This is a genomic window from Kribbella sp. NPDC056951, assembly GCF_042674205.1.
Classification (GTDB): Bacteria; Actinomycetota; Actinomycetes; order Propionibacteriales; family Kribbellaceae; genus Kribbella; species Kribbella yunnanensis.
This window is the reverse complement of record NZ_JBHUQZ010000002.1, coordinates 891,908-909,491: the sequence shown is the minus strand read 5'-3', so window position 1 is coordinate 909,491 and position 17,584 is coordinate 891,908. Positions and strand designations below refer to the sequence as shown.

Genomic DNA, 17,584 nt, shown 5'->3' with positions numbered 1-17,584 from the left:
GTCTGTTATTTGACGGCACCGCTCGACAGTCCCGACTGCCAGAACCGCTGCAGGAGCAGGAACGCGATCACGAGCGGGATGATCGACACCAGCGCGCCGGTGACCACCACGGTGAACAGACCTTGCGATCCGCCACCGGCGTTGTTGGCCGTCGCGTTGACCTGTGCGAGGCCGACGGTCACCGGGTACAGCTTCGGGTTGTTCAGCATCACCAGCGGCAGGAAGTAGTTGTTCCAGGTGGACACCAGTGAGAACAGGAAGACCGTGATGAATCCCGGCACGGTCATCGGCAGGGCCAGCCGCAGGAAGATCGAGCCCTCCCGCGCGCCGTCCATCCGCCCGGCCTCGATGATCGAGTCCGGGACCGAGTCGGCGACGTATGCACGCATCAGGTAGATGCCGAGCGGGTTCACCAGCGACGGCAGGATCACCGCCCAGGGCGTGTCGACGACCCCGATCTTGCTGAACAGCAGGTACGTCGGAATCGCCAGTGCCGTGGTCGGAACCGCGATCGCGCCGAGGATCGTGCCGAACATCAGCGACTTGCCGGGGAACTCGTACTTCGCGAAACCGTAGCCCGCCGCGGTCGCGAAGACGGCCGCGCCGAGGGCGCTCACCAGCGAGTACCAGGCCGAGTTCGCCATCCAGTGCAGGAAGACGCCGTCGGAGTAGGTGAAGACGCCGCGCAGGTTGTCCCACAGGTTGAACTTGCCGGAGAACCAGAACCCGAACGACCCGAAGAGCTCACCGTTGGTCTTGGTCGAGGAGATGACGAGCCAGCCGAGGGGAATCAGGAAGTACATCAGGAACGCGATCATGACCACGTTCGCGAGCGCCGAGCTTCTCCTCGTCATGGCTTCCTCCGGAGCCGTCCGAGCCCGAACACGACGTACGTGGCGACAAGGATGACGAACCCGAGCAGGAACGACACCGCCGCCGAGTAGTTGATCTGCTGGTCGGTGAACGCGAGCGTGTAGGCGTAGAGGTTCGGCGTCCAGTCCGGGGTGATCGCCGCGCCCGCCGTGGGGGAGAGCACCCGCGGCTCGTTGAAGAGCTGGAACGAGCCGATGATCGAGAACAGCAGGATCACGGCGAGGGCCGGTTTCAGCAGTGGCAGCTTGATGGTCAGGGCGATCCGCACCGGGCCGGCGCCGTCGATCTGCGCGGCCTCGTACAGCTCGGTCGGGATCGATCGCAGGGCGGCGTACAGGATGATCATGTTGTAGCCGGTGAACTCCCAGGTCACGATGTTCGAGACCGAGGCCAGCAGGTGTTCCGGTGACAGGAAGGCCGGGTTCGGCAGGCCGACGTCGGCAGCCAGGTTCGTCAGCGCCCCGAACTTCGGGCCGTACAGGTAGCCCCACATCAGCGAGGCCACGACCGCGGGAACGGCGTACGGGACGAAGAACGCCAGCCGGTAGAGCTTCGGGGCCCAGACCCGGCCGGAGTCGATGATCAGGGCGAACACCGTGGCCAGGACGATCATCAGGGGAACCTGCAGGAAGAAGAACTTGATGATCCGGAACAGACCGGCGGACAGATGCTGGTCCTTGAGCGCGTCGACATAGTTGCCGAGGCCAACGAAGACGGTGCCGCCGATGAGCTGGGTCCGGAACAGGCTCAGGTACGCCGCGTAGGCCAGCGGCGCGACGAACATGGCGGCGAACACCAGCATGAACGGCGTGACGAACAGGTAGCCGGACCGTCCGTGGCGATGATCAGCTTTCAACGGTGAACCCCTGCTTCTTGGCGTACCCGGCGAGATTGTCCTGCCAGCTGTCCAACGCGGCGGACAGGTCGGTCTTCTTGGTCAGCGCGCCGCCGAGGATCTGGTTGTTCGTCGAGGTGACGTAGTCGTTGAACGGGCTCCACTGGAAGTCGGTCGCGACCGTCTCGGAGATGCCGGCGAAGACGTCGTTCACCTTCTGGCCGCCGAAGAACGGCAGTGCCTGGTCGCGGAACTTCGGGTTCTCCAGCGTGGCCTTGAGCGGCGGGTACAGGGACTGCTTGGTCGCCATCGCCAGCGACGACTCCGGGTCGTGATTGAGGAACATCGCGAACGCCGCGGCCGCCTCGGGGTACTTCGTCTGCTTGGTCACCGCCGAGGTCGAGCCGCCCCAGTTGCCGGACACCGACGCACCCTCGCTCCACTGCGGCATCGGGGCCACCCGCCACTTGCCGGCGCTCTTGGCCGCCGAGCCGGTCAGGAAGATCGGCGCCCAGGCCGCGGTGATCCAGGTGGCGTACGAGCCGTTGGTGAGGCCGGCGTACCAGTCGTTGTTGAAGTCGGCGTCGGTCGACACCACGCCGGAGGCGACCAGCGGCGACCAGAAGTCCGCGAGCTTCTTCATCTCCGGCGAGTTCACCGAGATGCTGATCTTGGGCCCGTCGACCTTGAACGGCCGCGCTCCCGCCTGCCAGGCGTAGCCGAAGGTCTGGCCGGCGTCGTTGTTGGCGAAGTTCGTCATCGAGATCGCGGGGTTGGCCGCGTGCAGCTTCTGCCCCTGGGTCGCGAACTCCGCCCAGGTCTTCGGGACGGTCAGCCCGTACTTGTCGAAGACGTCCTTGCGGTAGAGCATGCCGAGCGGGCCGGTGTCCTGCGGGATCGCGTAGACCTTGTCGCCGACCGACACCTGCTTCCAGGTCCACTCGACATAGTCGTCCTTGATGTCGTTCGCGCCGTACGCGCCGAGGTCGAGCAGGTCGTCGGTGATGGTGAAGGTCGGCAGGTACGAGTACTCGATCTGTACGACGTCCGGTGCGCCCTTGCCTGCTTTGAGCGCGGTGCGCAGCTTCGTGTACTCGTCCAGCCCCTGGCCGGCGTTGACCAGGTTGACCTTGATGTTCGGGTACTTCGCCCGGAACAGCGCCACCTGCTGCTCGATGTTCGGCACCCAGCTCCAGAACGTGATCTCGGCCGGCTTCTTCAGCGCGGCCTCCAGGTCGCCGGACGAGACCGGCTTGGGCGGCGCGGTGCTGCCGCTGTTGCTCGAGCAGCCGGTGAACACCGTCCCGGCGGTGACAGCGGCAGCGGCGAGGAACCCTCGCCGGCTGAGACCGGTCTTCTGGCTGGACATAGCGTGCACGCTCCTTCGTGGCTGACCCGACTTCTGACTGCGTAGTCAGCGGCGAGTGTGATCTCGCTTTCCGTCTCCCGTCAAGACCTCGGACCCGATCTTGCGCGGAGTACCGGAGGATGGTTGACTGCGTAGTCACGTGTCAGTCGGATCGAAAGGACGGTGGTGGCCAGGTGCCGAGCAATCGCGCCCGAGACCTGCCCGCGCGGCCGGCGAGCACCGACGTCGCACGCCTCGCGGGGGTGTCGCAGAAGACGGTCTCCCGGGTGATGAACAACGAGCCCTACGTGCGCGAGGAGCTCCGCCAGCGGGTGCTGCGCGCCGCGAGTCAGCTCGGGTACCGGCCCAATGCCGCCGCGCGCAGTCTGACCTCGGGCCGCACCAACCGGCTGGGGGTCGTCTCGCTGGGAACGCGCCTGTACGGCCCGATGACCATGATGGTCGCGATCGAGCGATCGGCCCGGCGGCTCGGCTACTCGGTGTCGATCGCCCACACGAGCGAGGACGACGAGCACGGTATCGCCGAGGTGATCGACAGCCTGATCGAGCAGGGTGTGGACGGGATCGTGCTGTCCGAAGCGGTCGACGAGGGACCGGTCACGATCAGCGTCGACATCCCCGTCCTGACGCTCGGCCGGTTCCCCGGCCTGGTCGCCGGCCGGCGCGTCCGTTCGGCGGAGAAGGCCGACCGCCGCGGCTACATCGCGACCCGGCACCTGATCGATCTCGGGCACCGCGAGATCCGCCATGTCACCGGTCCCTCGCACTGGTGGGCGTCGCGCGATCGCACGGAGGGGTGGCGAACGGCGCTGGCCGAAGCCGGTCTGCCGGGATCCGAGCCCGAGGTCGGCGACTGGTCCTGCGAGAGCGGTTACGAGGCCGGACTCCGGCTGGCGCGGGACGCTGCGATGACCGCCGTCTTCGTGGCCAACGACGACATGGCCATCGGCGTACTGCGCGCCTTCGGCGAGGCCGGCCTGCGCGTTCCGGACGACGTGAGCATCGTCGGCACCGACGACATTCCCGCGGCCCGGTACCTCCGCCCGTCGCTGACGACTGTCGCCCAGGACTTCGACACCGTGGCGACCGAAGGGATCGGTCTGCTCGTCGCGGAGATCGCCGACCCGGGATCCACCGAGACCACCTTGCACGAGGTCGACCCACCGCTGATCGTTCGCGAATCCACCGCCGCGCCGCAGCAGCGCTGACCCCCTACTTTCGTGAGGAGCCCTGTCATGGGTGACGGATACCGCATGCCCGGACGCGTCCTGTTCGGGGCGGCGTACTACACCGAGTACCAGCCGCAGGAGCGGCTGAAGGAGGATCTCGACCTGATGGCCGAGGCCGGCTTCTCGGTGATCCGGGTCGGCGAGTCCGTCTGGTCGACGTGGGAGCCGGAGGACGGGCGGTTCGAGCTCGACTGGCTCCAGCCGGTGCTCGACGGCGCCCACGAGCGCGGGATCTCGGTCGTGCTGGGCACCCCGACGTACGCCGTACCGCCGTGGCTGGCGCGCACCTATCCCGAGATCACCGGCGAGGACCGGACCGGCCACCGGATGGGCTGGGGCGCGCGGCAGGAGGTGGACTACACCCACGCGGCGTTCCGCTTCCACGCCGAACGCATCATCCGTGCTGTCATCGGCCGGTACGCCGATCATCCGGCCGTCATCGGCTTCCAGGTCGACAACGAGCCTGGTCTGCACCTGTTCCACAACTACAACGTCTTCCAGCGGTTCGTGGACCACCTCCGCCACCGGTACGGCACAGTCGAGGCGCTCAACGAGGCCTGGGGTCTCGTCTACTGGTCGCACCGGTTGTCCGACTGGTCGGATCTGTGGACACCGGACAACAACGCCCAGCCGCAGTACGACGTGGCCTGGCGTGAGTTCCAGGGTGCGCTGACGACCGAGTTCATCGCGTGGCAGGCCGGCATCGTCCGCGAGTACGCGTCCGCCGACCAGTTCGTGACGACCTGTATCGCCTACGAGCGACCGGCGATCGACGACGAGCAGGTCTCCCGGGCGCTCGACGTCACCTCCGGCAACGCGTACTACGACATGCAGGACGGACTGTTGCTGCCGGAGGCCGATCGCGCTCGCCAGATGTGGCGGACCCGCGGGGTGTGGGCGCTCAACCTCACGGCCGATCGGATGTACGCGTCCAAGCAGGCACCGTTCCTCGTCACGGAGACCAACGCCTCGTCGATCGGATTCCCCTGGAACAACAAGCCGGCGTACGACGGCCAATGGCGTCAGGCCGCTTGGGCGCTGGTCGCGCGCGGAGCCGAGATGGTCGAGTACTGGCACTGGCACACGTTGCACTTCGGTGCAGAGACCTACTGGGGCGGTGTGCTTCCGCACAACCAGCGTCCCGGCCGGGCCTACCGCGAGATCGCGCAGTTGGGTGCTGAGTTCGCCGCCGCCGGTGACCGGGTGGTCGGGCTGACACCCCAGGCAGACGTCGCATTCCTCTACTCGACACCCAGCAAGTGGCTGATGGAGAAGTACCCGCCACTGGCCGGACCGGACGGCGAGGGCCACGAGCGGGCGTGGCACGAGATCTTCGACGCTTTCTACAAGGGAGCCTTCGACGCCCGCCTCCAGGCGCGGATCGTGCACGTCTCCCAACTTCCCCCGCAGACGCCCGCCGACTTCGCCCGGGAGCATCCGGTGCTGGTTGCCGTCGGCATCTACCTGACCGACGACCAACTGCTTGAGTGGCTGGGGGAGTACGCGGCGGCCGGCGGCCATCTCGTCCTCGGCCCGCGCACGGCGTACGCCGATACCGAAGGACGCGCCCGGACCGACATCGCCCCCGCCTTGCTCGCCGATCGCGCAGGTGTCTGGTACGACGAGTTCAGCAACCTGGAACACGACGTACCGGTCGTCGGTGCGGCTCTCCAGGGAGCCGCCACGCAATGGATCGACGGGCTGGTCGTCAGCGACGGTGAGGTCCTCGCCACCTACGCGCACCCGCACTACTCGAAGTGGCCGGCTGCGACAACCAAGGTCCATGGCGACGGCCGCATCACCTATGTCGGCACCATTCCGGACGGCGAACTGGCTCGTGCTCTCTTCGAGTTCGTCCGGCCCGCCGCCGGTCAGTGGGGCGCACTGCCCGACTCGGTGACCGTGCGGACCGCCCTCGACCGTGAGGGCCGACGAGTGCACATCATCCACAACTGGTCGTGGGAGCCGCAGGAGCTCACCGCCCCGGCCGCCCTCGTCGACGTACTCGGCAAGGCGCCGATCAACCCCGGCGCCCCGATCACCCTCGGGCCCTGGGATGTCCGGGTCGTCTCCGACTGATCAGCGGCTGCCGCAATAATGGTGCGGCTCTGCCGGTGCGGGCGTGTGACGATGCCGTCATGGGAATTGTGCTGCGGGCAGCGACGTCAGATGACCACGACCAGCTGTGGACTCTGTTCGCCACGGCGATGATGTTCGACAGTACGTCGTCCGATCTGGACCGGGAGCTGTTCGAGCCCGAGCGTGCCTTGGTGGCGACGGACGGCGACCTGGTGGTCGGTACGGCGAAGGCGCTGAGCCGGGATCTGTCGGTTCCGGGTGCCGTGGTGCCGGCGGCGCATGTCACCGCGGTCGGCGTTCAGGCGACCCACCGGCGGCGGGGGATCCTGTCCAGCTTGATGAGCCGGCAACTGCGCGAAGCGCCGGAGGCGTTGGCGGTGCTGTGGGCGAGCGAGGCTGCAATCTACGGGCGGTTCGGGTATGCGGCGGCGGCCTGGAACGTGTCGTACGAGGTCAACCCGCACAGGGTCTTGCCGACTCCCGGGCCGCGCGGCGCTGACCGCGTCGAGGAGCTGACCGCGGAGGACGCCGCCGTACAGCTGTCTGCCTTACTGCGGGCCTTGCAGGAGAGCCGGCCTGGGGTGTCGGGGCGGTCGGAGCTGCTGTGGCGTAAGCGGCTTCAGGACAAGCCTGAAGATCGCGGCGGGGCGACCCCACGGAAGATCCTGGTCCACCGCGATGCCACGGGAGCCCTGGATGGATATGCCTTGTGGCGCGGCAAGATGAGCTGGGTAGCCGAAGGACCGGCCAACGAGGTGGTTCTGGAGGAGCTTGTCGCGGTCGATCCGACGGCCTACCACGCACTGTGGCATCACGTGCTGACGCTGGATCTGGTCGGCAAGATTCAGTACAACCACGCCGCGCTCGACGAGCCAGTGCAGCAGTTGGTGGCCAACCCGTCCGCTCTCGTCCGCCGGGTCGGCGAGTCGCTGTGGGTCCGGCTCACTGACGTCAGCCGCGCCCTTGCGGAACGCCGTTATGCGACCGGTGTGGACGTCGTACTGGAGGTGACCGATGACCTCATCGAGCACAACAACGGACGATTCCACCTGACTGGTGATTTCCAGAAGGCCACCTGCGAACGCACCGAGGCTGCCCCGGATCTGTCGCTGTCGGTGAGCGAACTCTCCGCCACCTACCTCGGCGGCCGGTCCTTGGGGGAGTACGCCGCGACTGGCAGGGTCACCGAACACACCCCGGGCGCACTGGCCGCCACCTCAGCCGCGCTGGGCTGGCCGATCGCTCCGAAGAGCATCGAGATCTTCTAGCTGACCAGTTGCGGCAGCTGGCTACAAGTGGACACGGTTCGGCGGGTCTGAGCTGAGAAGCTGAGCCATGCGCACGAAACCGACGATGGCGGCCGCGCTCCTGACGGCCGCCGTTCTCCTTCTGCCCGGTCTTCCCGCCCACGCCGCGACGGCGACCGTCACGGTCGACTTCACCAAGCCGGTCACCACGCTCGACGCGAACGACTACGGCCTCGACATCACCGGCTATGGCAACCAGCACTACATCACCAACGACTCCAAGCACCGAGAGAACCTTCGCCGGCAGCGCTTCGGCGTACTGCGGATGGAACTCTTGTACGACGCCAACGGCAAGCTGGTGTGTGGCGGTTCGTACTGCGATACCGCGATCACCGGTGATGCCTGGGTCGCGGCGATCCGCGAACTCGGCGCCGAACCGATGCTGATTCTGCCCGCGGACGGACGCCGGTCCGCTGCCGAGGACCTCGCCGATGCTCAGAACATCTACCAGCATTTCAAGGCGACCGGTACGCCGGTGCGCAAGTTCATCTACGGCAACGAGCACGACAACGGCGGCAACCCGAAGAAGATGAGCGCTGACGAATACAGCGCTCGCTACAACCAGGTGCACGACGCGCTGCATGCACTGGACTCCGCCGTACAGGTGGGTGGGCCGGCGTTGGCGTCGTACGAGCCGCAGTTCGGTACGCCGTACATGGACACGTTCCTGTCTGTGTCCGGGAGCCGCGTCGACTTCATCGACTACCACGACTATGGCGCCGGGTACGCGCGGTACACCCCCGAGGAACTCCTCACCACAGTGATCGACAGCTACCGCTCCGACATCGCCGACCTCAAGGCCCGTATCGCCAGGCTGACCGGTCGGGACGTGCCGATCCAAATTGGCGAGTGGAACATGGACTACGCCGATCCTGACGGCACTCTGATGCTCTCGCACCTGGCCACTGTCTGGGGCGCGGCAGCCCTCGGCACGATGCTGCAGTCCGGCGTCGCCACGCTGTTGTACGGCGACAAGAACGGTAACGCCGCGAAGAACACCGGCCTGGGCATCACCAGCACCGAAGGCGAAGGCGGCATCCCGGTCAGCGATCCGACGCCGATCTACCACGGCCTGGGCATGTTCACCGGCGAAGGTCTGTTCCGCCACTTCGGCACGACCATGGTCACCACCACCTCGAGTAACAACCTGCTGCGCGCCTTCGCATCAACCGGCGCCAAGAACATCGTCCTGGTCAACGCCGCCACCACGGCGACCACCACCACGCTGAACCTGACCGGCTACTCGGCCGGCACCGCACAGGTCTGGCAATCCACCGAGACGGCCGGGACCCCACGTCAGACCCGCACACTGCCGATCGCCAACCGCACCGCAACCCTCGCCCTGCCCGCGCGCTCGGTCACGACCCTCGTCCTTCCCTGAGAATCAGAGCAGCGTCTCGACCAAGGCTCGTGCCTGATTGGCCGGGCCGTCGATGCCGAGTGCCTGGACGGACGCATAGGCACCCTCGAAGATCAGCGTCAGATGCGTCGCCAGCCGATCAGGGTTGTCGGAGGTCAACTCCTTGGCCAGTACGGCGAACTGGTCGTGCACCCACTGCTTCATCTGGACCGCCTGCTGGTGACTCGCCGTCGTTCCGTCCGGGAACTCGGTGAGCACCATCAGGAACGGGCAACCCCGGCAGACCTCGGGCTGGAGCATCGCGTTCTGCTCGTCGAAGAGCGCCAGCACGCGCTTGCGCGGATCGTCGCCACCACGATCGAGCGCCGAGCGGAACCATTCGCGATAGGCCTCGTGCGCGCGCTCGACGTACGCCGCGATCAGGTCGTCCTTGGAGGCGAACAGCCGGTACAGCGTGGTTGGCGCGATGCCGGCCTCGGCGGCGATCCGGTCGACGCCGATCGCCCGGATGCCCTGCCAGTAGAAGAGCTCGTGTGCGACCGCGAGCACGTGCTCACGCGTCTCGGCGGAACTTCTGCGGGTCGTCACAAGCTCCAGGGTAGCAATGTTAGGGATCGTTCCCTATCGTCTATGTTAGGGATCGTTCCTAGTCGCTGACGAGAGTAGGGATCTTCGATATGAGCTTGCAGGGAAAGACAGCACTGGTGACCGGCGGTTCGCGGGGGATCGGGCGTGCCGTGGCGGAACGGCTGGCGGCGGACGGTGCGCGAGTCGCGGTGCACTACGGCACGAACGAGGCAGCGGCGAAGGAGACCGTCGAGGCGATCACGGCAGCGGGCGGTGCGGCGTTCGCCGTACCGGCTGAGTTCGGGACGGCTGGTGCCGTCGATGCACTCCATGACGGACTCGTCGCCGGGCTGGACGGCGCCGGCCTGGACATCCTGGTGAACAACGCCGCGATCGTCGACTACGACGACAACATCCACGACGTCACGCCCGAGGCGTTCGACCGGCTGATCGAGATCAACGTGAAGGCGCCGCTGTTCCTCACTCAGCGGGTGCTGCCGTTGATCCCGGACGGCGGCCGGATCGTGAACGTGTCCTCCGGCGTCACCTGGTTCGCCCAGCCGGAGATCACCTACGGGATCACCAAAGGTGCGCTCAACGTATTCACACGCTCGCTCGCGCGCACCCTCGGCCCGCGTGGGATCACCGTGAACGCCGTCTCGCCCGGTATCACCGAAACCGACATGAACGGCTGGCTCCAGGACCCGACCTCCGCCGGGCGCGTTGCCACCATGGTCGCGCTCGGCCGCCATGGCCAGGCCCCGGACATCGCCGATGTCATCGCCTTCTTCGCCTCCGCTGATGCCCGCTGGGTCACCGGCGAGGTTCTCGAGGTCAACGGCGGTCTCTGGCTGGGGCCGAACGAACGCTGAGGGCCTACGAGGTGGCCCCGTAACAAGCCCGCATGAAGCTCAGGAAGGACGCCTGCAGACCCGTGGCGTGGGTTTCCTTGAGTACGGCGGCTGTGAGGGTCACGCCTGTCTCCGAAGCGCGCAGGCTGTCGATGAGCTGCGCGCTTCCGCGACCGAGCATCCGGTAGATCGGCAGCTGTCCGGTCAGCTCCACGTCGTTCAAAGTCACGTGAAGCCGCGTGCCGCTCAGATCGGGCTGGGCGTCGGCGAGCTTGAGAACTGTGCTGTCGAAGGAAGCGACACCCGGGCTGCCCGCTCCGTACTTCGAGAACAGCGAGGCTCCGCTGAGCAAGGCGTACAAGGTGAAGAGTCCGCCGTACGAGTAGCCGAAGAGTCCGTGGCCGGTCGGAGCAACGCGGTACCGGCGACACACTTCCGCATGCAGTTCGTCCGTGAGGAAAGTGAGGAAGGCATCGGCGCGGGCGGTCGCGAGCTCGGCGAGGTAGGCATCAACCTCCGCCTGGGTCATCGCCCCTCTCTCGACGGCAAGGTCTAGCGTGGATCGCATGTCCGGAGGGAGCGGCTCGCCCGGCGGAACGAGGTCCCGGTTTCGAACCCGGCTCCAGTCGTCGGCTTCCGCGCCCGTGTAGCCCACGGTCACCTGAAGGTACGGCGCGATCGGCAACAGGACATCGCTTTGCATCACCGCCAAGGGCGCGGTCTGCCCGACGCTGAAGTTTCCGTCGGTCACGTAGAGCGCCGGATAGCGCTCCTCGTCGTCGGCGTAGTTCGGCGAGGTCGTCACCCAGATCCCGAAACGCCCGCCGACCGCCGCCGAGTCGATCTCGAAGTAGTCGGTGTTGCCGAGGATCTGCGCTACCGGGATCTGCGTCAAGAGTCATCCTTGTCTGTGCGAGCTGAACTAAACAGTGGTGAGTTCACTGTCGGTTACTGTACTCAACAGTGGTGAGGACAGCAAGGGAGGCACGATGAGATCGGCTGCCGGTGAAGGGCGCGAGCGATTGCTCGAGGCGTTGTTCGACGAGTTCGGCGAGAGCGGTCCCAGCCCGAGCCTGTCGATGCGCCAAGTGGCCGAGCGGCTCGGCGTGCACCACACGCTGCTGACCTACCACTTCGGATCCCGACCGAGCCTCCTCGGCGCAGTGCTGTCGGAGGCGCGCCGCCGCGACAACCTCGTGATCGCCGAGACGGGCGACGAGCTCGGATTCGTTCCGCTGTGCAGGGCGATCTGGGACTTCTATTCGGACGCCGCCCACGAGGATCGAATTCGTGCCTTCTTCCACCTGGTCGGGCTCGCCGTCTACGAGCGCGACGCCTACCAGAGTTTCGTCGCCGGCCTCGACGATCTCGTTCAGGCCCTCGAAGCGGCAGCACGTCGCGACGGACACACGGCGACGGAAGCAAAGCAGCAGAGTCTCATCGCCGTCTCGTGCCTGCGAGGACTGCTGCTGCAGCGGTTGCTGACTCCGGAGGCCGAGGTCGACGACGCGGCCGAGCGCTTCATCGCATCCCTGCCGACCCTCCGCAGCTAGCCGGGCGGTGACCGAAGTGGCGTCCGGCGGCGGGGGTTCCTACGATGTCCCGATGGATCCTGGCTCGCTCGTCGCCGGTCGCTACCGCCTGGAAGAAGAACTCGGCCAGGGCGGGATGGGGGCTGTCTGGCGCGCGGTCGACCTGGAACTGGGCCGCGAGGTGTCGCTCAAGCGGGCGATCGCCGGGAGCGCCGGTCAGATCCGCCGCGAGGCCAGAGTCGGTGCCGGGTTGCTGCATCCCAACGTGGTGGCGGTCTTCGACACCGTCGTCGACGGGGACGCGCAGTGGCTCGTGACCGAGTACGTGCAGGCGATGAGCCTGGATCGGATCATCGAAACCGACGGTCCGGTCCCGGAGTCCCGGGTGCTCGCGATCGGCGCCCAGTTGGCGACGGCTCTGGTCGCGATTCACCAGCGTGGCATCGTGCATCGCGACATCAAGCCGGCCAACGTCCTGGTCACCGAGGACGATGTCGTCAAGCTCACCGATCTCGGGATCGCGCGCTGGACCGAGGTCACGCAGACCGGCGGAGCCCAGCTGACGGGCACGCTGGGCTATGTCACACCCGAGGTCGCGAACGGCGCGGAGGCGAACGCGGCCTCCGACGTGTTCTCGCTCGGTGCCACCCTCTACGCGGCCGTCGAGGGCCAGTCGCCCTGGGGTGACGGCGCCGACGGGCCGTTCTCCCAGATCCAGCGCGCGGCAAAGGGCTCGCCCCTGCCTTACCAGCGCGCCCGGCAGATCAGGCGGCTGCTCGATGCCCTGATGGAGCCGAACCCGGCGGATCGTCCCTCGGCAGCGGAGGCCGTCGCGCTGATCCAGGGGGCCGATCTGCCACGCCGCTCCTGGAAACGACGCCTACGGCCGGTACGACGGGGAGCGATCCTGACCGCGGTCGCCGCGATCGCGGTGGTGGGCGCCGTACTGCTGGCGTGGTTCCTGCCCCGTGGTCCAGAAGCACCCGCAGCCAAGTCGAATCTGATCGGGCTCGGAGCAGATCCGGCGGCGGTCGATCCCTGCGCGGCGATCCCCACGGACGCGCTGCGTGAGTTCGGCGAGGCGTTCGTCGACCCCGAGGTCAGGAACTTCGCCAGCTGCGTCATCTCGAGCACCCTCAAGGACAACAGCGGCCAGGTGCAGTCCGCCCTCGAGTTCACCGGTCCGGAAGAGTATCCGTCGCGTCCGGTGGTGCCCGGCCAGATGGGCGAGATCGAACGACCCGACGAGACGGAATCGAACTGCGAGCGCGCCGTCAACCTGCCGGACGGCAACCGCCTCACGATCACGTCGTACCGCATCAACAAGGCGAAGCAGGCGAAGCTGTGTCCGTTCGCGGAATCGCTGATGCAGGACGTGCTGGCGACCTTGTCGAAAGGCCCGCTGCCGCCGCGACCGGAGCTGCCTGCTGATTCGCTGCTGCATGTCGACGCCTGCACGCTGCTCAACACCGCCGAGGCCAGTCAGGCCATCGACGAGCCCAGCGATCCGCCGAAGGCGGACTTCGGTCATTGGGGATGTACCTGGGACGGAAAGGCGAACGAGGTCAGCGCCGAGTTCACCCGGGAATGGACGATCGAAGGTGACGACGACTGGGGTGGGAAGGTCATCAAGGTCGGTGACCGGAACGCGCGCCTGATCCCCGACCCCGACAACAAGGCCATCTGTACGGCGGTGGTGGTTCACTGGCTCTACAAACCGAGGCTGCCGGTGCTGGACGGCACCGACGAAATGCGTGAAGAGGTGGTTTCCGTTCGGCTGGCCGACAAATCCGCTGCGAGCTCAGCCGCCGTCTGTGCGCGCACCCGAGCAGCGGCCGAGGCCGTCGTACGACGACTGCCGGACGTCCCCTGACCATGGAGCCGCGAGCGAAGTTCAACCAGTTCCGGAGTCTTCGGCACGCCCCGGACGAATCGCAGCCGGGGACCTTGAGCGTGCTCACGGTGACGGAGAACCTGGTCGTACCGCCTGCCCCCAAGGCCGAGATCAGCTTCGGGCGCAACCGGCTGGCCGTCGACCTGTGCATCGGGGAGAACGACGTACGGATCAGCCGGGTGCACGGCACGATCACGTACGACGCGGGGAGTTGGTGGCTGCGCAATCACGGCCGGCTTCCGATCCGCGTGTCGAACGCCGTACTGCTCCATAGCGGTGCTGAGCCGCTGCCGTTGGCGGCCGGTTACACGACGCTCTTCCTGCGTGGGAACCGGCACCGAGAGCATCTTCTGGAGGTGCTGATCTCGGACGGCGATGGCCGCGACGCACAACCTCGGCCGAGCCAGTTGACGGTACCGCCGAAGCGCTGGCGGCTGACCCCGGAAGAACACCTCACACTGACAGTTCTTGCCCAGCGCTACCTGGCCTACGATCTGCAGCCCCTGCCACTGACCAGGCAACAGGCCGCGGCCGAGCTCGCCGACCTGCGCCCCCAGGAGACCTGGACCGCCAAGCGCGTCGAACACATTGTCTCCCGGCTGCGGCAACGACTGTCCGACGCCGGTGTCGCTGGCCTGCGCCGTGACGAGGTCGGCGAACCGGTCGGCCTGACCCTCACGGTCAATCTGATCTGGGAGCTCGTGCAGTCCACCAGCATCGTGCCGATGGATCTGGAGTGGCTCGAGCTGGACGGGGACAATCCTCCGCCGGCTTGAGGCGGCATCAGTCCAGCCAGTCCAGCAACCAGCCTCGATCCGCGGCCTTCACCCCGGCCTGGAATCGGCTGCGCGCGCCGAGCCGATTCATCAGCTGAGCCACCATCCGCCGTACGGTCCGCACGGAGATCCCCAACTGGGCCGCAGCATGCTCATCGGTAGACCCGACCGCCATCAACCGCAGTACTTCCTGCTCCCGCCAGGACAGCTCGGCGGTCATGACGATGTCGGTGCCGACGAGCGGCACCGCATCACCCCAAACCCGTTCGAAGAACCCGGTCGCCGCCGCGACGACACTGTTCAACCGAAGCACGGCCACGCTGCCGTCGTTGTTGTCCGAGGGCAGCACAGCAGTCTGACCGTCGATGACGAGCGCGTTGATCACCGCCCCCGGCGTCGTCCGCACCGCAACCCCAGCCATCGCGAGTGCCCCGAGCCGACGGGACAACCGCGGAGCAGTCCGCGCACTGTCCGGGAAGATCGCCCGATACCGAACACCGGGACGAACATCACGCGGCCCGAACGCCGCCCTGGTAGGCGTCAAGGTGCTGATCGATATGACCTCCTCGCGAGCACCGGCCAGGATGGCGGCAACCCCACTGGTCTGCTGAGCGAACGTAGTGACGGTCATGGTCGTAGTACCCCCAAGAGGTGAGCGTCCCGATCTTTGTACAGCCACCCCCTCGGGACCGGTCCCCAACTTCTCCCCGCCCTGGCAGCAACGGGCCAGGACCGTCGCGGGGGTGGATTGGCCGCCCAGAGTGAACCGCATGAACCAACTCAGGCGTCACGGCGGGGGAGTTGCCCTGGCCGTGCTGTGTCTCGCCCTCGGCGCGTGCGGATCAGACTCCAGCCCTGCGTCAGCACCACCGCCGAGTGCGACTCCGACACCTACTCCCACACCCACACCTACTCCTGCACCGACAACCCCTTCGAAGCCGAAGCCGAAGCCGCCACCGGCGAAATGCGTCGGCACCTTCACCCGGGACAACATCAACATGAGCTTGATCGACGGCAGCGCGATCGTCGGCGGCTCGTTCACCTGCGGCCCGGACGGCGAGATGTTCACGCCGGTGCAGGTGAAGAACGGCGTACAGATCTCTGTCGGCGAGGCAACAGCAATCGCTCGCTTGGGCAAGCCCGTGGTGATCGGCGGCTACTCCGTTCGCGTCCGGTCCGTGAAGGGCTCGACCACGGTCTTCGAGGTCACCCCACGCTGACCTCTTCCGGCCACTGCCGGAACCTGTCTACCCTGCGGGCCACGGCAGCCCAGATCCCGTTGACTACTTCGCGGCGCGGGACGTCCAAGGCGGCCGGTGGGGAGGAGTACTCCTATGTCTTTGACCGATAGCTATCTCGCGGCAGCAGCCGACCAGGGACCCAAGCCAAGCGAACTACGCGCGGCGGCCGAGCCCCGGCTGGATGCCACCGGGTACGGCGGGCGCTGCCTGACCCGCCCGGTGTTCCTGGAGGCGGCCGAACACCGTCGTCTCGCCGAGGATCTGGGCTTGTTGCACCAGGCCCTGACCAGCATCCCGGACCGCCTCTTCGGTGGTGACATCGCCCGGTTCGCCCAGGCCGCCGGTCTGGCCGAGGCCCAGGCAGTCGCGGTGAGCCGAGGACGCGGGCCGGCGCCGAGCCGCTTCGGGCGGGCCGACTTGTACCGCGACGAACACGGCTTCTGGCTACTGGAGCTGAACCTCGGAAGTACGGCGGGCGGGGTCGACAACGCCGTACTGAACGAGGCGATGCTCGAGCATCCGTTCATCGCCGACTTCGTCAAGCGCAACAACCTGACCTACACCGAGACGATGGCTCAGGTGGTCAAGACCATCCTGACCGAGGCCAAGGTCCCGACCGGCGTCCGTCCGGTGATGGCGATCGCCGACTTCCCGGACAGCTATCCCGACCTGGCCGTCCAGCTACACCGAAGCGCGGCGGCGCTGGCCCCACTCGGCATCGACGCACTGGCCTGCCCGGTCGACGAACTCGAGTACCGCGACGACCGGATCTGGCACGGCGACCGCGCGATCGACATCGTGTTCCGCCTGTTCATGATCGAGGACCTACTGAAGCCAGGCGCAGTAGAACTGCTAGAGCCGGTACTGCGAGCCAGCGAGCGCGGACACGTAGCGATCTTCACCCCACTGGACGCGGAACTGTACGGAAGCAAGAGCGCGCTGGCGATCCTCTCCGACGAAGCCAACCGCTCCCGCTTCCGCCCGGAGGAGCAAGAGGCCATCGACCGCCTCGTACCGTGGACCCGGATGGTCCGCGCCGATCTCGTCAACTACGCCAAGGAGAACCAGTCCGACCTGGTCCTCAAACCAGCCGCCCTCCACGGCGGCGAAGGCGTCCTCCTGGGCTGGCAGACCACCCCCGAAACCTGGTCCACCCACCTCACCGAAGCAGTCGACCAACCATGGGTCCTGCAACGCCGCATCCAACCCCTCCCCGAAGCCTTCCCCACCGACAACGGCACCGAGAACTGGCTCCTCACCTGGGGCGCCTTCCTGGTCCACGACGGCCTCGGCGGCTACTACGTCCGAGGCACCGAAAACCCCGACGGCGGCGTCATCAACCTCACCATGGGCGCCACCGGCACCTGCTGCTTCTACCAGCAGTAGAACGCGTCTGGCTGCCCCGGGATCCACTCCGGGGCAGTTCAGTGGCCGTGCTGGGCCTGCATCTGGTCAGCCGTCAGGATGTGCGCCCCGGGGCCTGGGACGAAAACAGATTCAGTCCCCGTATCGTCCCAGCGGACGAGGAACGGCGGCTCGCCCGCCGGGCCGTGCACCTCCAGGATCAGGCCGCGCCGCTTCGGCGTGTCCAGGTGCGTGCTCTCCACCACAACCCAGTTCCCCTGCGTAGCCTTCATGCCGCCCTCCCTTCCACAGACGGCCCGCGGGCCG

17 protein-coding genes are annotated in these 17,584 nt (G+C 67.1%); 10 read left to right on the top strand and 7 right to left on the bottom strand.

The features are described from left to right. Positions 1-5: 5 nt before the first annotated feature. Genes ACFTSF_RS11685 through ACFTSF_RS11675 form a run of 3 tightly spaced genes read right to left on the bottom strand, consistent with a single transcriptional unit; the run spans position 6 to position 3,077 of the window. A complete protein-coding gene (locus tag ACFTSF_RS11685) occupies positions 6-854 on the bottom strand; it encodes a carbohydrate ABC transporter permease (protein ID WP_380153783.1) in 849 nt (282 codons plus the stop codon). Then, entirely contained in the window at positions 851-1,729 is an 879-nt protein-coding gene (locus tag ACFTSF_RS11680) for a carbohydrate ABC transporter permease (RefSeq protein WP_380153782.1), read from the bottom strand. Before ACFTSF_RS11680 ends, ACFTSF_RS11685 begins: the two co-directional genes overlap by 4 nt. Then, on the bottom strand, positions 1,719-3,077 hold the full coding sequence (locus ACFTSF_RS11675; protein ID WP_380153781.1) for an ABC transporter substrate-binding protein: 1,359 nt from the start codon (positions 3,075-3,077) through the stop codon (positions 1,719-1,721). The genes ACFTSF_RS11680 and ACFTSF_RS11675 overlap by 11 nt, the downstream gene beginning before the upstream one ends. A 173-nt stretch (positions 3,078-3,250) precedes the next feature. Here ACFTSF_RS11675 and ACFTSF_RS11670 point away from each other — a divergent pair, with 173 nt between their 5' ends. From ACFTSF_RS11670 to ACFTSF_RS11655, 4 genes are all read left to right on the top strand, one after another. Further along, positions 3,251-4,285, top strand: a complete 1,035-nt coding sequence (locus ACFTSF_RS11670; RefSeq protein ID WP_380153780.1) for a LacI family DNA-binding transcriptional regulator — start codon at positions 3,251-3,253, stop codon at positions 4,283-4,285. Positions 4,286-4,312: 27 nt separating this feature from the next. Beyond that, positions 4,313-6,385 carry a beta-galactosidase gene (locus tag ACFTSF_RS11665; protein ID WP_380153779.1) on the top strand — a complete coding sequence of 691 codons (2,073 nt, stop codon included), beginning with the start codon at positions 4,313-4,315 and terminating at the stop codon, positions 6,383-6,385. Positions 6,386-6,444: 59 nt separating this feature from the next. Then, positions 6,445-7,653: a GNAT family N-acetyltransferase gene (locus tag ACFTSF_RS11660; protein ID WP_380153778.1), complete on the top strand. Its 1,209-nt coding sequence runs from the start codon at positions 6,445-6,447 to the stop codon at positions 7,651-7,653. 67 nt (positions 7,654-7,720) lie between these two features. Next, a complete protein-coding gene (locus ACFTSF_RS11655) occupies positions 7,721-9,073 on the top strand; it encodes a hypothetical protein (protein ID WP_380153777.1) in 1,353 nt (450 codons plus the stop codon). 3 nt (positions 9,074-9,076) lie between these two features. Here ACFTSF_RS11655 and ACFTSF_RS11650 read toward each other — a convergent pair whose 3' ends face one another. Beyond that, positions 9,077-9,640, bottom strand: coding sequence for a TetR/AcrR family transcriptional regulator (locus tag ACFTSF_RS11650; RefSeq protein ID WP_380153776.1), 564 nt, complete (start codon positions 9,638-9,640; stop codon positions 9,077-9,079). 89 nt (positions 9,641-9,729) lie between these two features. Between ACFTSF_RS11650 and ACFTSF_RS11645 the strand changes: the two genes are divergently transcribed. Next, positions 9,730-10,491, top strand: a complete 762-nt coding sequence (locus tag ACFTSF_RS11645) for an SDR family NAD(P)-dependent oxidoreductase (protein WP_380153775.1) — start codon at positions 9,730-9,732, stop codon at positions 10,489-10,491. Positions 10,492-10,495: 4 nt separating this feature from the next. On the opposite strand, the gene ACFTSF_RS11640 is transcribed toward ACFTSF_RS11645, so the two are convergent. Then, entirely contained in the window at positions 10,496-11,365 is an 870-nt protein-coding gene (locus tag ACFTSF_RS11640; protein ID WP_380153774.1) for an alpha/beta hydrolase, read from the bottom strand. A 94-nt stretch (positions 11,366-11,459) separates the two neighbouring features. On the opposite strand from ACFTSF_RS11640, the gene ACFTSF_RS11635 reads away from it, so the two are divergent. The 3 genes from ACFTSF_RS11635 to ACFTSF_RS11625 are packed head-to-tail and all read left to right on the top strand — an operon-like array spanning position 11,460 to position 14,672. Further along, on the top strand, positions 11,460-12,023 hold the full coding sequence (locus ACFTSF_RS11635) for a TetR/AcrR family transcriptional regulator (protein ID WP_380153773.1): 564 nt from the start codon (positions 11,460-11,462) through the stop codon (positions 12,021-12,023). A gap of 52 nt (positions 12,024-12,075) precedes the next feature. Then, the gene (locus ACFTSF_RS11630) at positions 12,076-13,875 is read left to right on the top strand and encodes a protein kinase (protein WP_380153772.1); all 1,800 of its coding nucleotides are present in this window, start codon (positions 12,076-12,078) and stop codon (positions 13,873-13,875) included. A gap of 2 nt (positions 13,876-13,877) precedes the next feature. Beyond that, the gene (locus ACFTSF_RS11625; RefSeq protein WP_380153771.1) at positions 13,878-14,672 is read left to right on the top strand and encodes an FHA domain-containing protein; all 795 of its coding nucleotides are present in this window, start codon (positions 13,878-13,880) and stop codon (positions 14,670-14,672) included. Between the two features lie 7 nt (positions 14,673-14,679). Here ACFTSF_RS11625 and ACFTSF_RS11620 read toward each other — a convergent pair whose 3' ends face one another. Then, positions 14,680-15,303, bottom strand: coding sequence for a helix-turn-helix transcriptional regulator (locus tag ACFTSF_RS11620; RefSeq protein ID WP_344164501.1), 624 nt, complete (start codon positions 15,301-15,303; stop codon positions 14,680-14,682). A 367-nt stretch (positions 15,304-15,670) separates the two neighbouring features. Between ACFTSF_RS11620 and ACFTSF_RS11615 the strand changes: the two genes are divergently transcribed. Both ACFTSF_RS11615 and ACFTSF_RS11610 read left to right on the top strand, forming a co-directional pair. Further along, complete coding sequence (locus ACFTSF_RS11615) at positions 15,671-15,892, top strand: hypothetical protein (RefSeq protein WP_380153770.1); 222 nt, start codon at positions 15,671-15,673, stop codon at positions 15,890-15,892. 114 nt (positions 15,893-16,006) lie between these two features. Next, the gene (locus ACFTSF_RS11610; RefSeq protein ID WP_380153769.1) at positions 16,007-17,299 is read left to right on the top strand and encodes a hypothetical protein; all 1,293 of its coding nucleotides are present in this window, start codon (positions 16,007-16,009) and stop codon (positions 17,297-17,299) included. 38 nt (positions 17,300-17,337) lie between these two features. Here the strand turns inward: ACFTSF_RS11610 and ACFTSF_RS11605 are convergent, their stop codons facing one another. Then, positions 17,338-17,550 (bottom strand): DUF1918 domain-containing protein, encoded by a 213-nt coding sequence (locus ACFTSF_RS11605; protein WP_344164530.1) that lies wholly within the window; start codon positions 17,548-17,550, stop codon positions 17,338-17,340. Between the last annotated feature and the right edge of the window lie 34 nt (positions 17,551-17,584).

Bases quoted from the DNA above. Each gene is read 5' to 3' on its own strand.
- ACFTSF_RS11685 (WP_380153783.1), bottom strand. From the start codon at position 854: ATGACGAGGAGAAGCTCGGCGCTCGCGAACGTGGTCATGATCGCGTTC.
- ACFTSF_RS11675 (WP_380153781.1), bottom strand. From the start codon at position 3,077: ATGTCCAGCCAGAAGACCGGTCTCAGCCGGCGAGGGTTCCTCGCCGCT.
- ACFTSF_RS11665 (WP_380153779.1), top strand. From the start codon at position 4,313: ATGGGTGACGGATACCGCATGCCCGGACGCGTCCTGTTCGGGGCGGCG.
- ACFTSF_RS11660 (WP_380153778.1), top strand. From the start codon at position 6,445: ATGGGAATTGTGCTGCGGGCAGCGACGTCAGATGACCACGACCAGCTG.
- ACFTSF_RS11655 (WP_380153777.1), top strand. From the start codon at position 7,721: ATGCGCACGAAACCGACGATGGCGGCCGCGCTCCTGACGGCCGCCGTT.
- ACFTSF_RS11645 (WP_380153775.1), top strand. From the start codon at position 9,730: ATGAGCTTGCAGGGAAAGACAGCACTGGTGACCGGCGGTTCGCGGGGG.
- ACFTSF_RS11635 (WP_380153773.1), top strand. From the start codon at position 11,460: ATGAGATCGGCTGCCGGTGAAGGGCGCGAGCGATTGCTCGAGGCGTTG.
- ACFTSF_RS11630 (WP_380153772.1), top strand. From the start codon at position 12,076: ATGGATCCTGGCTCGCTCGTCGCCGGTCGCTACCGCCTGGAAGAAGAA.
- ACFTSF_RS11625 (WP_380153771.1), top strand. From the start codon at position 13,878: ATGGAGCCGCGAGCGAAGTTCAACCAGTTCCGGAGTCTTCGGCACGCC.
- ACFTSF_RS11620 (WP_344164501.1), bottom strand. From the start codon at position 15,303: ATGACCGTCACTACGTTCGCTCAGCAGACCAGTGGGGTTGCCGCCATC.
- ACFTSF_RS11615 (WP_380153770.1), top strand. From the start codon at position 15,671: ATGAGCTTGATCGACGGCAGCGCGATCGTCGGCGGCTCGTTCACCTGC.
- ACFTSF_RS11610 (WP_380153769.1), top strand. From the start codon at position 16,007: ATGTCTTTGACCGATAGCTATCTCGCGGCAGCAGCCGACCAGGGACCC.
- ACFTSF_RS11605 (WP_344164530.1), bottom strand. From the start codon at position 17,550: ATGAAGGCTACGCAGGGGAACTGGGTTGTGGTGGAGAGCACGCACCTG.